Source organism: Enterobacter cloacae complex sp. ECNIH7 (assembly GCF_002208095.1).
GTDB lineage: Bacteria > Pseudomonadota > Gammaproteobacteria > Enterobacterales > Enterobacteriaceae > Enterobacter > Enterobacter cloacae_M.
Map to the genome: position 1 here is coordinate 938,831 of NZ_CP017990.1, position 14,640 is coordinate 953,470.

Below are 14,640 nucleotides of genomic sequence, written 5' to 3' on the forward strand. Positions count from 1 at the left end.
AGGAAGCCCATGAATATCATTGCCGTTATGGGGCCACACGGCGTCTTTTATAAAGATGAGCCGATTAAGGAGCTGGAGCAAGCCCTGCAGTCGCGCGGGTATCAGCTAATCTGGCCGCACAACAGCGCCGATCTGCTGAAGTTCATCGAGCATAACCCGCGTATCTGCGGCGTGATCTTCGACTGGGACGAATATGATCTTGAACTGTGCAGCGATATCAACAGGCTGAACGAATATCTCCCGCTGTACGCCTTTATTAATACCCACTCAACCATGGACGTCAGCGCCAATGATATGCGTATGGCGCTGTGGTTCTTTGAATATTCACTCGGCGTGGCGGAAGACATTGCGACCCGAATTCAGCAATACACGAATGAATATCTCGATAACATCACTCCGCCGTTTACTCGCGCGCTCTTCACCTACGTGAAGGAGGGGAAATATACCTTCTGTACGCCAGGTCATATGGCGGGAACGGCCTATCAAAAAAGCCCGGTGGGCTGCCTGTTCTATGATTTCTTCGGTGGCAACACCCTGAAAGCGGACGTGTCGATTTCAGTCACCGAACTAGGCTCTCTGCTGGATCACACCGGCCCGCATCTGGAAGCCGAAGAGTATATCGCCCGCACCTTTGGCGCCGAGCAGAGCTATATGGTGACCAACGGCACTTCGACCTCGAACAAAATCGTCGGGATGTACGCTGCGCCTGCTGGCAGCACCTTGCTGATTGACCGTAACTGCCATAAATCGCTGGCACATCTGCTGATGATGAGCGACGTCGTACCGCTCTGGCTGTCGCCCACGCGTAACGCGCTCGGTATTCTTGGCGGTATTCCGCGCCGGGAGTTCACCCATGACGCCATTGAACGTAAGGTTGCGGCAATTCCTGGCGCAAGCTGGCCTGTCCATGCGGTGATCACCAACTCCACCTACGACGGTCTGCTGTACAACACGAACTGGATCAAACAGACGCTGGACGTGCCGTCGATCCACTTCGATTCCGCATGGGTACCATACACTAATTTCCATCCTATTTACGCCGGCAAAAGCGGCATGAGCGGTGAACGCGTGCCGGGTAAAGTGTTCTTCGAAACGCAGTCGACCCATAAAATGCTCGCGGCGTTTTCCCAGGCTTCGCTTATTCACATCAAAGGCGAGTACGACGAAGACACGTTCAACGAAGCCTTTATGATGCATACCACCACCTCACCGAGCTATCCGCTGGTAGCCTCCATAGAAACGGCCGCAGCGATGCTGCGCGGCAATCCGGGCAAACGACTCATCAACCGTTCGGTAGAACGCGCGCTGCATTTCCGCAAAGAGGTGCAGCGACTGAAAGATGAAGCCGACGGCTGGTTCTTTGATATCTGGCAGCCGGAAGAGATTGATGAAGCAGAATGCTGGCCCGTCTCGCCCGGCGAAGACTGGCATGGCTTCCGGGATGCCGATAGCGACCATATGTTCCTCGACCCGGTAAAAGTGACGATCCTGACGCCGGGTATGGATGAGCAGGGCAAGATGAGTGATGAAGGTATTCCAGCCGCGCTGGTCGCGAAATTCCTTGATGAACGTGGCGTAGTGGTGGAGAAAACCGGCCCCTATAACCTGCTGTTCCTGTTCAGTATTGGTATCGATAAAACCCGGGCGATGGGGTTGCTGCGCGGCCTGATGGAGTTTAAGCGCGCCTACGATCTCAACCTGCGGGTGAAAAACATGCTGCCGGATCTCTACGCGGAGGATCCTGACTTCTATCGAAATATGCGCATTCAGGATCTGGCCCAGGGGATCCACAGGCTGATCCGTCAGCACGATCTGCCGCGTCTGATGCTTCAGGCGTTCGATGTCTTACCGGAGATGAAGTTTACCCCGCACAAAGCATGGCAGCGCCAGGTGAAAGGGGAGGTCGAAACCGTCGAGCTGGAAAACCTGGTCGGGCGCGTATCGGCTAACATGATCCTGCCTTACCCGCCGGGCGTTCCGCTCCTGATGCCGGGAGAGATGATTACCGAAGAGAGTCGGGCCGTGCTCGATTTCCTGCTGATGCTCTGCTCGGTTGGGCGGCACTATCCCGGTTTTGAGACGGATATCCACGGTGCGAAGCGCGACGAGAACGGCGTTTACTGGGTGCGAGTCCTAAAATAAGGGTGACCGCTTGCCAGGTGCGGGTTTTCGGTTGTAACGTTCAGGCATCATAAAAAGGAGAAGCTATGCTGGGTTTAAAACAGGTTCATCATATTGCGATCATTGCGACCGACTACGCGAAAAGTAAGGCCTTCTACTGCGACATCCTGGGCTTTACGCTCATAAGCGAGGCCTACCGCGAGGAGCGTGACTCCTGGAAGGGCGACCTGGCGTTAAACGGGCAATATGTGATTGAGCTGTTCTCTTTTCCTTTTCCGCCTGCGCGTCCGTCCCGCCCGGAAGCCTGTGGACTGCGTCATCTTGCCTTCAGCGTCGATGACCTGGATAGCGCGGTAAAACATCTGGAGGCGCACGGCGTGACGTGCGAAGCGATACGCGTCGATCCGTTCACCGACAAGCGTTTTACCTTTTTCAACGACCCGGACGGCCTGCCCCTGGAGCTTTATCAGCAGTAATGGTTGTCCTGTGTGATAATGCCCGCTCAGTTCGGGCATTTTTTATGTGTAATCTCCTATGACCTTACCCGCTATCGCACAAGCCGTTTCACCGTACCGCCAGCTGCTGGTGGGGTTTAGCGGTGGCCTGGATTCTACCGTGTTGCTGCATCGCCTTAAGCTTTGGCGCAATCGGGAACCTGACGTCCAGCTTCGGGCGATGCATATTCACCACGGATTAAGTCCTCACGCAGAGGCGTGGGTGGCGCACTGCGAAGCCTTATGTGCGGCCTGGGCGATCCCGCTCATCGTTGAGCGAGTGACGCTTGCGGAGGAAGGGCTGGGCATCGAGGCGCAGGCGCGGAAAGCCCGCTATGCCGCGTTTGCCGGGGCATTACGTGCTGGAGAAGCGCTGGTCACGGCTCAGCATCTGGACGATCAGTGTGAAACTTTTCTACTGGCGCTTAAGCGGGGCAGCGGGCCGGCGGGACTTTCTGCCATGCCGGCGCGTTCTGAATTTGCCGGCACAACGTTACTGCGTCCGCTGCTTGGCGAGACGCGTGCCTCACTGGAAGCCTGGGCGCGAAAACATCAGCTGAACTGGATCGAAGATGAGAGTAACCAGGATGACGGCTATGACCGTAACTTCCTGCGCCTGCGCGTCCTCCCGCTTTTGGGCGAGCGCTGGCCGCATTTCGCCGACGCGACGGCAAGAAGCGCCATGCTGTGCGCCGAACAGGAGTTGTTGCTGGATGAGCTGTTGAGCGACGAGCTGGCTGGGCTGATTTCTGCCGACGGGGCGCTGGCGATCGCACCGATGAAAGCGATGAGTCCGGTACGTCGCGCCGCGCTGCTACGACGCTGGCTGGCCTTTCATCGCGCCGCGATGCCGTCGAGGACAATGCTGAGCCGTATCTGGGAAGAAGTCGCTCTGGCGCGGGATGATGCTTCCCCGTGCGTCCACCTGAACGGTTTTGAGGTTAGACGCTATAAGGGTGAGCTCTGGTGGATAAAATCCATGCCCTCGCTGACCGATGTGGTGCTCGACTGGCTTTCTCCTGACGCGCCCCTGATATTGCCCTGTGAGGCAGGACGCGTTTCTCTTCTGTCGTCTGGTCATGTGCGGCTGCCGAAGCCCGGAGAACCTGTCACCGTGCGCTTTAAGGCTGGCGGCATGCTGCATATCGTCGGGCGCAACGGGGGACGGAAGCTGAAGAAAATATGGCAGGAGTGTAACGTGCCGCCATGGCTGCGCGACACCACGCCGCTACTGTTCTACGGTGAAACGCTTATCGCTGCGGCAGGGGTTTTCATCACGGAAGAGGGGTGGTCAGAAGAGGGTGTCCGTTTTGAGTGGCAAAAAGCGTAACGGGCAGCCAGGCTGCCCGTTAGTGTCATCAGGATTCGCTCACCACGACGGTGCCGATTTGCGGGTGGCTGAAGCTGGCTATTTTGTCCAGACGCAGCTCACGCGTCGCACCGGCGTCTTCCACTATCAGGTATTCCACATTCTTTCGTGAAACCAGATCGCTGGCTTTCGCCTTCAACACTTCGCCATCTTTTAGCTCCAGCGTCAGTAATAAATGATGCTGGCAGGCGAGTTCGAGGTTGTCATAGTCATCACAATTGATGGGTTGATAAGTATCATTCATCGACATAATCGCTCACCAGTAAATTCGCCGCAGCATACGCTGCTTTTTCCCTGACCGACTCTGAAAGGCTCTCATCAGAGGCCACTTCATTAAGCACCTTCAATACACAGCCCAACGCGTCCGGGACATACCCCAGATCTCCGCTGGCGATTTCCGCATACCGTTTGCGAATTAACTCACAATAATTATTCACATCCCCTCCCGCCAGCGCACTGACTTACTGTGAGATATCATTAAGCCTACGAAGATAAACTCGGTTTAGCAAGGTGACTATACCATACTCATTTAAGCAATATCAGAGCCTTGATAGCGGTGTATTTAACACCCTGTAACAGCCTTTTGCCGCGGTTTTCGCTACAATGTGCGCCTGATTCGAATGGAGTTCTCTCATGGCGCTGAAAGCGACAATTTATAAAGCAGTGGTCAATGTGGCCGATCTGGATCGCAACCAGTTCCTTGACGCGTCGCTTACGCTGGCACGCCACCCCTCCGAAACCCAGGAGCGCATGATGCTGCGCCTGTTGGCGTGGATTAAGTATGCCGACGAGCGTCTGCAGTTTACCCGTGGGTTAAGCGCAGAAGACGAGCCTGAAGCCTGGCTGCGCAACGATCATCTGGGTATCGATTTGTGGATCGAACTCGGCCTGCCTGACGAGCGCAGAATTAAGAAGGCCTGCACCCAGTCCGCTGAAGTGGCCTTATTCGCGTATAATCAGCGCGCTGCGGAGATCTGGTGGCAGCAAAACAAGAGCAAGTCCGGACAGTTTAAAAATCTCACGGTCTGGTATCTGGACGATGAGCAGCTGGCGCAGCTGAGCGAATTTGCCAGCCGGACCATGGTTTTGCAGGCGACGATTCAGGATGGCGCCATCTGGCTCTCTGATTCTCAGAATAATCTGGAAATTCATTTAACGGCGTGGCAACCCGCGTCATGATCGTCTTGTCCCGAAACGTCAGTATCCCTGACAACGAGCTGGAAATCACCGCCATCCGTGCGCAGGGGGCAGGCGGGCAGCACGTCAATAAGGCGTCGACGGCTATCCATTTGCGTTTTGACATTCGGGCCTCAAGCCTGCCAGAGTATTATAAAGAAAGCCTGCTTGCCGCCAGCCATCACCTGATCACCAGCGATGGCGTGATTGTGATCAAAGCCCAGGAGTACCGCAGCCAGGAGCTCAACCGGGAAGCGGCGATAGCCAGGCTGGTGGCGGTCATCAAAGAGTTAACGACGGTACAAAAAAGCCGCCGGGCAACGCGGCCAACCCGCGCATCGAAAGAGCGTCGGTTGTCCTCGAAGGCCCAAAAATCCACAGTGAAAGCACTACGCGGTAAAGTTCGTCGCCCGACAGAGTGACGAAAGGGAACACACTTTTCATAAGGAATTCATTGTGAAAAAAGTATTATGGTCAGCGCTGGCAGCGAGTACGCTTTTTGCGCTTTTTGGGTGTAACAACCGCTCCGAAACGCAGGTTTTACAACCCACGCAAACGGAAGAATTAAAACCAATGCAGCAGAGCTGGCGCGGCGTATTGCCTTGCGCGGACTGCGAAGGCATTGAAACGTCTCTGTTCCTGCAAAAAGACGGCACCTGGGTGATGAACCAGCGCTATCAGGGCGCAAAAGAGCCTTCTTCTTTTGCAACTTATGGAACATGGGCGCGTACGGCCGAGAAGCTGGTCCTGACGGACACCACCGGTGAGAAAACCTTTTTCCGCGCCAAAGGTGAGGGGATGGAGATGCTTGACCGCGAAGGCAACCCGATTGAATCCCAGTTCAACTACACGCTTGCGCCGGTAAAAGCGGCTCTGCCTGCCACGCCGATGGCAATGCGGGGAATGTACTTCTATATGGCGGATGCGGCGATCTTTACCGACTGCGCAACCGGCAGGAAGGTCAGCGTGGCAAACAATGCGCAGCTTGAACGTGATTACGCTGTGGCACGCGGCAATGACAGCAAGCCGGTATTGCTGACGGTTGACGGTCACTTTACGCTGGAGCCAAACCCGGATAGCGGGGAGATGGTGAAAACGCTGGTGGCAGATAAAGACGCGAAGTTTGTTGCGGGTAAAGACTGTAACAGTAAATAAGCTGACGCTGAGTCATTAAAAAACCCCGCCTGAGCGGGGTTTTTTGTTTAGCCTTTGATGGCTTTCACCAGGTAATCAAGAATGTCGCCGGTCTTGATCATCTGTTTTTCGCCGCTGCGACGGTATTTGTATTCAATCTCATCGCTGTCGAGGTTACGGTCGCCGATGACGACGGTGTGCGGGATACCGATCAGTTCCATATCGGCAAACATCACGCCTGGACGCTCTTTACGGTCATCCATCAGCACTTCGATACCCTGAGCGCGCAGCTCGGCATACAGCTTCTCGGCCAGCTCCTGCACGCGGTAAGACTTGTGCATGTTCATTGGCAGAATGGCCACCTGGAACGGTGCAATATTGTCCGGCCAGACGATGCCTCGTTCGTCGTAGTTCTGCTCAATCGCCGCAGCCACCACGCGCGTCACCCCGATACCGTAGCAACCCATGGTCAGGATCTGGTTGCGGCCATCTTCACCCTGAACAGCGGCGTTCAGCGCCCGAGAGTATTTATCGCCCAGCTGGAAGATGTGACCGACTTCGATGCCGCGCTTAATCATCAGGGTACCCTGACCGTCCGGGCTTGGATCGCCTGCAACCACGTTACGGATGTCAGCCACTTCTGGCGTCGTCACGTCGCGATCCCAGTTGATGCCGAAGTAGTGTTTACCGTCGATGTTCGCACCTGCAGAGAAGTCGCTCATTGCAGCAACCGTGCGGTCAATAACAACCGGCACCGGCAGATTGACTGGACCCAGTGAACCTGGACCCGCATTCACCACGGCGCGGATTTCCGCTTCCGTTGCGAAGGTCAGCGGGCTGGCTACCTGCGGCAGCTTCTCGGCTTTCACTTCGTTCAGCTCATGATCGCCACGCACCAGCAGGGCAACCAGCGGATAAGCGCTACCTTCGGTGGATTTCACCAGCAGGGTTTTCACGGTTTTTTCGACTGGCAGACTGAACTGTTCAACCAGCTCGGCGATGGTTTTCGCGTTTGGCGTATCAACCAGCGTCATCTCTTGCGTTGCCGCGCCGCGCGGTTCTTTTGGCGCCAGCGCTTCTGCAAATTCGATGTTCGCCGCGTAGTCTGAAGAGTCAGAGAAGATCACATCGTCTTCACCGCTCTGCGCCAGTACCTGGAACTCATGGGATGCGCTACCGCCGATGGAGCCGGTATCAGCCTGCACAGCGCGGAAATCCAGACCCATGCGGGAGAAGATCTTGCTGTACGCCGCGTACATTGCGTCGTAAGTCTCTTGCAGTGATTCCTGAGAGGTATGGAAAGAGTAAGCATCTTTCATCAGGAATTCGCGAGAGCGCATGACGCCGAAACGTGGGCGAACTTCGTCACGGAACTTGGTCTGGATCTGGAAGAAGTTCAGCGGCAGCTGTTTGTAAGAGCTCAGCTCGTTACGAATCAGGTCGGTAATGACTTCTTCATGCGTTGGGCCGAGAACGAAAGGACGCTCGCCGCGATCGACAAAGCGCAGCAGTTCAGGACCATATTGCTCCCAACGACCGCTCTCCTGCCACAGGTCAGCGGGCTGAACCACAGGCATGGACACCTCGATAGCACCGGCGTTGTTCATCTCTTCACGCACGATGTTTTCGACTTTTTTCAGGACGCGCACGCCGGTCGGCAGCCAGGTATATAACCCGGAGGCCAGCTTGCGGATCATCCCGGCGCGCAGCATCAGCTGATGGCTGATCACTTCGGCGTCGGCAGGCGTCTCCTTCAGAGTGGAGAGCAGATATTGGCTAGTACGCATGTTGTTACGGTTCCATTTCGACGATTGGAACAGGCTGAAATACCAGCCTGACACAAAAAAAGTGGTTTAGTTTACCAGTGTGGCAAAGATGCCAAAAGAGAGGAGAACAAAATTACCTGGGTTCAAGGGCAAACACTTCAAAACCTGCCCCGGTGACGCGCCAGCGAACGTTGAAATCAAGCAGCCAGACGGCGTACGTTTTTCCTTCTTCCTCTTCTTTACGGTAGGCCGGACGCGGGTCCTGTGCCAGAACTTCAGTGATGAAATCCCGTAAGCGAGGATAGCGTTTCTCCAGCTGACCGAGCTGCGCGGTTATCTCTGGCGTAAAATAAACAGGCATGTCCGCCTGCGGCGCGTCCTGAGCATAGCTTGCACGCGCGTCCGGGAGCGCTTCGGCGAAGGGCAAATAGGGTTTGATGTCGATAACCGGCGTGCCGTCTACCAGGTCCAGGCTACCTAACTCCAGGATCACCCGATCTTTCTGGCAGCGTATGCCTTTCAGTTCAACCAGCGACATTCCAACCGGGTTTGGGCGAAAGGTCGAGCGAGTCGCAAACACGCCCATTCTCGCATTTCCGCCAAGACGAGGAGGACGCACGGTAGGACGCCAGCCGCCTTCCATCGTCTGGTGAAACACGAACACCACCCATAAATGGCTGAAAGCCTCGAGCCCGCGTACCGCATCGGCCTGATTGTAAGGCGCAATCAGGTGTAGCTCACCGCTTCCGCTGGTGACCAGACCGGGCTGGCGGGGGACGGCGAACTTCTCTTTATAAGGAGAGTGGATAACGCCTATCTGCTCGAACTGAAATGCACTCATTTCGCCGTGATGTTCAGCGCAGAACCGATGCAAACCGCCTGACGATAGCAGCCCGGCGTGCCGCTGGTGACTTCGCAGCTGTGCAGCAGAACCGCGTTGGCTTTCATTTTTGCGGCATTAATCTGCATACGTTTACGCGCTGTCGGAATATTCGGTGGTGAGTCCTGATTGGTCGCCTGACAGGATTCGCCGCTCACTTCGCCCAGTTCACGGAACGGTTTACCGACGAGTTCGTCCGCTTTCGTGATAATACGAACCGGCGCAGGGCGAACCACTTTCGGTTTCGCAGGCTCGGTCTTTGGCGGGGTTGCCGTGCTTTGAACAGGTTCAACGGGAGATCTGCTTAGCATAGAACAGCCGCTCAGCATGAGTGCTAAAAGACAGATCGGTAAAGCACGCATAATATTTCCTCAATGGATAATCAAAACGTCAGATATTGAATCAGTTGACTGCACAAATGACAAGACGGGCATAAGCCCGTCCTGATGATATTACACTGAGGTGAGATTACCAGCCTTTAACAGCGCCGCCGTTAAACACTTTGTTGGCTTCCTGGTAAACTTCATCTGACTGATAGGCCTGAACGAATTTCTTCACGTTTTCCGCGTCCTTGTTGTCTTCGCGAGTCACGATCAGGTTAACGTACGGGGAGTCTTTATCTTCAACGAAGATACCGTCTTTGGCTGGCGTCAGGCCAATCTGGCTGGCGTACGTGGTGTTGATAACGGCCAGGGCAATCTGCGCATCGTCCAGGGAACGTGGCAGCTGCGGTGCTTCCAGTTCAACAATTTTCAGATTTTTCGGGTTTTCGGTGACGTCCAGAACGGTTGGCAGCAGGCCAACACCGTCTTTCAGTTTGATCAGGCCCACTTTCTGCAGCAGCAGCAGGGAACGACCAAGGTTAGTCGGGTCGTTAGGCACGGCAACCTGAGAGCCTGGCTGCAGTTCGTCCAGTGATTTAATTTTCTTAGAGTAACCGGCAATCGGATAAACGAAGGTGTTACCCACACCCATCAGTTTATAGCCACGATCTTTGATCTGCTGGTCCAGGTATGGCTTATGCTGGAAGGCGTTCGCGTCGATATCGCCTTTGCTCAGCGCTTCGTTCGGCAGAACGTAATCGTTGAAGGTCACCAGCTCCACGTCCAGGCCATACTTCTCTTTTGCCACTTTCTGAGCAACTTCAGCAACCTGCTGTTCTGCACCCACGATAACGCCCACTTTAATGTGGTTTGGATCCTTTTCGTCCTGACCGCAACCCACCAGTGCCAGAGAGCCGATCAGCGCGCCTACTGCTGCGAAGGTCTTTAATTTAAACGCCATGTTTTATCCTTAACTCGTAGAGTTTGTGTTGTGTGTAACGTTATTTATGCGTAACAGCCCGGACGATGCGATCGCCAGAGAACTGGATTAAGTAAACCAGAACAACCAGCAATACCAGAACGGTATTCATCACGGTAGCGTTATATCCAATATAGCCGTACTGGTAACCAATTTGACCTAAACCGCCGGCACCAACGGCACCGCCCATCGCGGAATAACCGACCAGGGTGATAAGCGTAATAGTTGCCGCATTCACTAGCCCAGGCAGCGCCTCAGGCAGCAGAACCTTGCGGACGATCTGCATCGGCGTTGCGCCCATCGCGCGTGATGCTTCGATCAAACCGGTTGGGATCTCCAGCAGGGCGTTTTCCACCATACGGGCAATAAACGGCGCAGCGCCAACGGTCAGCGGAACGATAGCTGCCTGCAGGCCGATAGACGTTCCGACGATCACGCGGGTAAATGGAATCATCCACACCAGCAGAATAATGAACGGGATAGAACGGAAGATATTCACCAGCGCGGAGAGCGTACGGTACAGTTTCGCGTTCTCAATGATTTGCCCCGGACGCGTCACGTACAGCAATACGCCGACCGGCAGGCCAATCACAAAACCAAAGAAGCCAGAGACAAAGGTCATTGCCAGCGTTTCCCAAACGCCGCGAACCAGCAGCCACATCATCGGCTCAGACATAACCCAGTACCTCTACTTTTACATGGTGTTCTTGCAGCCAGGCAATCGCGGCCTGGGTTTCTTCTTGTGTGCCGTGCATTTCTGTCAGCATGATGCCGAACTTCACGCCGCCGGCGTAATCCATCTGCGCGCTGATGATGTTGTTGTTCACGTTAAAGCGACGCGCGGTTTCGGAAAGCAGGGGAGCGTCAACGGACTGACCGGTGAACTCCATGCGCAGCATCGGGACGCTGTCTGCTGCGGGTTCGGTTTTCAAACGCTCCAGATAATCTTCCGGAATATCCAGATGTAGCGTGGACTGGATGAACTGCTGTGCCAGAGGCGTCTTCGGATGCGAAAACACTTCACTTACCGTGTCCTGCTCGATCAGTTCACCGTTGCTGATGACCGCCACGCAGTCGCAGATGCGTTTCACCACGTCCATCTCATGTGTAATAAGGAGGATCGTCAGGCCCAGGCGACGGTTAATGTCTTTCAGCAGTTCCAGAATCGAACGCGTGGTTGCCGGATCCAGTGCGCTGGTGGCTTCATCACACAGAAGTACCTTAGGGTTGCTTGCCAGCGCGCGGGCAATGGCCACACGCTGTTTTTGCCCACCGGACAGATTTGCCGGGTAGCTATCATGTTTGTCGCCCAGACCCACGAGGTCGAGCAGCTCGGTAACGCGACGCTTCACTTCTTCTTTCGGCGTGTTATCCAGCTCAAGCGGCAGGGCAACGTTGCCGAACACGGTGCGGGAAGCCAGCAGGTTAAAGTGCTGGAAGATCATGCCAATCTGACGACGCGCTTTGGTGAGTTCTTTCTCTGAGAGGGCGGTAAGTTCCTGGCCGCCAACTTCTACGCTGCCCTGGGTTGGGCGCTCAAGCAGGTTAACACAACGAATCAGCGTGCTTTTACCTGCACCCGATGCGCCAATGACGCCATAAATTTGACCAGCAGGAACATGCAGGCTGACGTTGTTCAGTGCCTGAATGGTTCGGTTCCCCTGCTGGAACACTTTGGTGATATTGGAAAGTTTAATCATTAGATTATTTTTATCGTATGTAAGTTAGCCGTGGCATTTTCTTCTGCCAGATACGGGTGATGACCGTAAACAAAACGGATGTTAAGGCATCCAGACGTCTAAATCAATCCAACTCTGTACGATGAGCACTTTATTGCGCTGCGATTCATGAGATACTAGTCGAACATGCCTTTTTCAGGAGCAAACCGGTGGCAAAATCAGTACCCGCAATTTTTCTCGATCGTGACGGCACTATTAATGTGGATCACGGTTATGTCCATGAGATTGATGAGTTCGAGTTTATCGAGGGCGTAATAGATGCCATGCGCCAGCTGAAAGAGATGGGCTATGCGCTGGTGGTGGTAACGAACCAGTCCGGTATTGCACGCGGTAAATTCACCGAAGCGCAGTTCGAAACGCTGACGGAATGGATGGACTGGTCGCTGGCCGACCGAGGCGTGGATCTCGACGGCATCTACTATTGTCCGCACCACCCGCAGGGAACGGTAGAAGCGTATCGCCAGACCTGTGACTGCCGTAAGCCGCATCCGGGGATGTTCATCTCTGCACAGGAGTTCCTGCACATTGATATGTCTGCTTCTTATATGGTGGGCGATAAACTGGAAGATATGCAGGCAGCAGCGGCAGCGGGTGTAGGAACCAAAATATTAGTACGCACCGGCAAGCCAGTGACGCCAGAAGCAGAAAATGCAGCGGATTGGGTAATTAATAGCCTGGCCGACCTGCCAAAAGAGATTAAAAAGCACCAAAAATAGCCTTTTTGGTGAAAAGGTGAGCGGTTGAAATAAAAATGCATTTTTCCGCTTGTCATTCCTCGGCGGCCCCCTATAATGCGCCTCCATCGACACGGCGGATGTGAATCACTTCACAAACAGCCCGGTCGGTTGAAGAGAAAAAATCCTGAAATAACGGGTTGACTCTGAAAGAGGAAAGCGTAATATACGCCACCTCGCAACGATGAGCGAAAGCCGCGTTGCACTGCTCTTTAACAATTTATCAGACAATCTGTGTGGGCACTCAAAGTGACATGGATTCTTAATGTCTCCGGACAATAAATGAATACCAAGTCTCTGAGTGAACATGCGTAATTCATTACGAAGTTTAATTCACGAGCATCAAACTTAAATTGAAGAGTTTGATCATGGCTCAGATTGAACGCTGGCGGCAGGCCTAACACATGCAAGTCGAGCGGTAGCACAGGGAGCTTGCTCCCGGGTGACGAGCGGCGGACGGGTGAGTAATGTCTGGGAAACTGCCTGATGGAGGGGGATAACTACTGGAAACGGTAGCTAATACCGCATAACGTCGCAAGACCAAAGAGGGGGACCTTCGGGCCTCTTGCCATCAGATGTGCCCAGATGGGATTAGCTAGTAGGTGGGGTAACGGCTCACCTAGGCGACGATCCCTAGCTGGTCTGAGAGGATGACCAGCCACACTGGAACTGAGACACGGTCCAGACTCCTACGGGAGGCAGCAGTGGGGAATATTGCACAATGGGCGCAAGCCTGATGCAGCCATGCCGCGTGTATGAAGAAGGCCTTCGGGTTGTAAAGTACTTTCAGCGGGGAGGAAGGTGCTGAGGTTAATAACCTCAGCAATTGACGTTACCCGCAGAAGAAGCACCGGCTAACTCCGTGCCAGCAGCCGCGGTAATACGGAGGGTGCAAGCGTTAATCGGAATTACTGGGCGTAAAGCGCACGCAGGCGGTCTGTCAAGTCGGATGTGAAATCCCCGGGCTCAACCTGGGAACTGCATTCGAAACTGGCAGGCTAGAGTCTTGTAGAGGGGGGTAGAATTCCAGGTGTAGCGGTGAAATGCGTAGAGATCTGGAGGAATACCGGTGGCGAAGGCGGCCCCCTGGACAAAGACTGACGCTCAGGTGCGAAAGCGTGGGGAGCAAACAGGATTAGATACCCTGGTAGTCCACGCCGTAAACGATGTCGACTTGGAGGTTGTGCCCTTGAGGCGTGGCTTCCGGAGCTAACGCGTTAAGTCGACCGCCTGGGGAGTACGGCCGCAAGGTTAAAACTCAAATGAATTGACGGGGGCCCGCACAAGCGGTGGAGCATGTGGTTTAATTCGATGCAACGCGAAGAACCTTACCTACTCTTGACATCCAGAGAACTTAGCAGAGATGCTTTGGTGCCTTCGGGAACTCTGAGACAGGTGCTGCATGGCTGTCGTCAGCTCGTGTTGTGAAATGTTGGGTTAAGTCCCGCAACGAGCGCAACCCTTATCCTTTGTTGCCAGCGGTTAGGCCGGGAACTCAAAGGAGACTGCCAGTGATAAACTGGAGGAAGGTGGGGATGACGTCAAGTCATCATGGCCCTTACGAGTAGGGCTACACACGTGCTACAATGGCGCATACAAAGAGAAGCGACCTCGCGAGAGCAAGCGGACCTCATAAAGTGCGTCGTAGTCCGGATTGGAGTCTGCAACTCGACTCCATGAAGTCGGAATCGCTAGTAATCGTAGATCAGAATGCTACGGTGAATACGTTCCCGGGCCTTGTACACACCGCCCGTCACACCATGGGAGTGGGTTGCAAAAGAAGTAGGTAGCTTAACCTTCGGGAGGGCGCTTACCACTTTGTGATTCATGACTGGGGTGAAGTCGTAACAAGGTAACCGTAGGGGAACCTGCGGTTGGATCACCTCCTTACCTTAAAGAACCTGCCTTTGTAGTGCTCACACAGA

General features: G+C 54.4%; 15 protein-coding genes and 1 rRNA gene. 8 read left to right on the forward strand and 8 right to left on the reverse strand.

From position 1 onward, the window contains the following. The first annotated feature begins 9 nt into the window (after positions 1–9). From WM95_RS04465 to tilS, 3 genes are all read left to right on the forward strand, one after another. On the forward strand, positions 10–2,142 hold the full coding sequence (locus WM95_RS04465) for a lysine decarboxylase LdcC (protein ID WP_045401114.1): 2,133 nt from the start codon (positions 10–12) through the stop codon (positions 2,140–2,142). A 65-nt stretch (positions 2,143–2,207) separates the two neighbouring features. After that, positions 2,208–2,597: a VOC family protein gene (locus tag WM95_RS04470; protein WP_023310468.1), complete on the forward strand. Its 390-nt coding sequence runs from the start codon at positions 2,208–2,210 to the stop codon at positions 2,595–2,597. Positions 2,598–2,655: 58 nt separating this feature from the next. Then, positions 2,656–3,945 carry a tRNA lysidine(34) synthetase TilS gene (gene tilS / locus WM95_RS04475; RefSeq protein ID WP_063409306.1) on the forward strand — a complete coding sequence of 430 codons (1,290 nt, stop codon included), beginning with the start codon at positions 2,656–2,658 and terminating at the stop codon, positions 3,943–3,945. A gap of 28 nt (positions 3,946–3,973) precedes the next feature. Here tilS and rof read toward each other — a convergent pair whose 3' ends face one another. Beyond that, a complete protein-coding gene (gene rof / locus WM95_RS04480; protein WP_008501890.1) occupies positions 3,974–4,234 on the reverse strand; it encodes a Rho-binding antiterminator in 261 nt (86 codons plus the stop codon). Continuing rightward, entirely contained in the window at positions 4,221–4,421 is a 201-nt protein-coding gene (locus tag WM95_RS04485) for a YaeP family protein (RefSeq protein ID WP_008501889.1), read from the reverse strand. Before WM95_RS04485 ends, rof begins: the two co-directional genes overlap by 14 nt. A 196-nt stretch (positions 4,422–4,617) precedes the next feature. Here WM95_RS04485 and WM95_RS04495 point away from each other — a divergent pair, with 196 nt between their 5' ends. From WM95_RS04495 to nlpE, 3 genes are read left to right on the forward strand one after another with little or no spacing between them, the layout of a single operon-like run. Further along, positions 4,618–5,163 carry a YaeQ family protein gene (locus WM95_RS04495; RefSeq protein ID WP_047742776.1) on the forward strand — a complete coding sequence of 182 codons (546 nt, stop codon included), beginning with the start codon at positions 4,618–4,620 and terminating at the stop codon, positions 5,161–5,163. After that, positions 5,160–5,582, forward strand: coding sequence for an alternative ribosome rescue aminoacyl-tRNA hydrolase ArfB (gene arfB / locus WM95_RS04500; RefSeq protein ID WP_023310471.1), 423 nt, complete (start codon positions 5,160–5,162; stop codon positions 5,580–5,582). The genes WM95_RS04495 and arfB overlap by 4 nt, the downstream gene beginning before the upstream one ends. Before the next feature lie 34 nt (positions 5,583–5,616). Next, positions 5,617–6,315, forward strand: coding sequence for an envelope stress response activation lipoprotein NlpE (gene nlpE, locus WM95_RS04505; RefSeq protein ID WP_032660574.1), 699 nt, complete (start codon positions 5,617–5,619; stop codon positions 6,313–6,315). Between the two features lie 47 nt (positions 6,316–6,362). Here the strand turns inward: nlpE and proS are convergent, their stop codons facing one another. The 6 genes from proS to metN form a co-directional block, all read right to left on the reverse strand. After that, on the reverse strand, positions 6,363–8,081 hold the full coding sequence (proS, locus tag WM95_RS04510) for a proline--tRNA ligase (protein WP_063409308.1): 1,719 nt from the start codon (positions 8,079–8,081) through the stop codon (positions 6,363–6,365). A gap of 112 nt (positions 8,082–8,193) precedes the next feature. Continuing rightward, entirely contained in the window at positions 8,194–8,901 is a 708-nt protein-coding gene (gene tsaA / locus WM95_RS04515) for a tRNA (N6-threonylcarbamoyladenosine(37)-N6)-methyltransferase TrmO (protein WP_023310474.1), read from the reverse strand. Next, positions 8,898–9,302, reverse strand: a complete 405-nt coding sequence (rcsF, locus tag WM95_RS04520; protein ID WP_008501883.1) for an Rcs stress response system protein RcsF — start codon at positions 9,300–9,302, stop codon at positions 8,898–8,900. Before rcsF ends, tsaA begins: the two co-directional genes overlap by 4 nt. Positions 9,303–9,408: 106 nt before the next feature. Then, positions 9,409–10,224, reverse strand: coding sequence for a methionine ABC transporter substrate-binding lipoprotein MetQ (gene metQ / locus WM95_RS04525; protein ID WP_063409309.1), 816 nt, complete (start codon positions 10,222–10,224; stop codon positions 9,409–9,411). Positions 10,225–10,264: 40 nt separating this feature from the next. After that, positions 10,265–10,918: a methionine ABC transporter permease MetI gene (locus tag WM95_RS04530; RefSeq protein ID WP_003856130.1), complete on the reverse strand. Its 654-nt coding sequence runs from the start codon at positions 10,916–10,918 to the stop codon at positions 10,265–10,267. Continuing rightward, the gene (metN, locus tag WM95_RS04535; protein WP_023310475.1) at positions 10,911–11,942 is read right to left on the reverse strand and encodes a methionine ABC transporter ATP-binding protein MetN; all 1,032 of its coding nucleotides are present in this window, start codon (positions 11,940–11,942) and stop codon (positions 10,911–10,913) included. The genes WM95_RS04530 and metN overlap by 8 nt, the downstream gene beginning before the upstream one ends. A gap of 188 nt (positions 11,943–12,130) precedes the next feature. Between metN and gmhB the strand changes: the two genes are divergently transcribed. Both gmhB and WM95_RS04550 read left to right on the forward strand, forming a co-directional pair. Next, entirely contained in the window at positions 12,131–12,697 is a 567-nt protein-coding gene (gmhB, locus tag WM95_RS04540; RefSeq protein WP_029741186.1) for a D-glycero-beta-D-manno-heptose 1,7-bisphosphate 7-phosphatase, read from the forward strand. 368 nt (positions 12,698–13,065) lie between these two features. After that, positions 13,066–14,605, forward strand: a 16S ribosomal RNA gene (locus WM95_RS04550). Positions 14,606–14,640 lie beyond the last annotated feature (35 nt).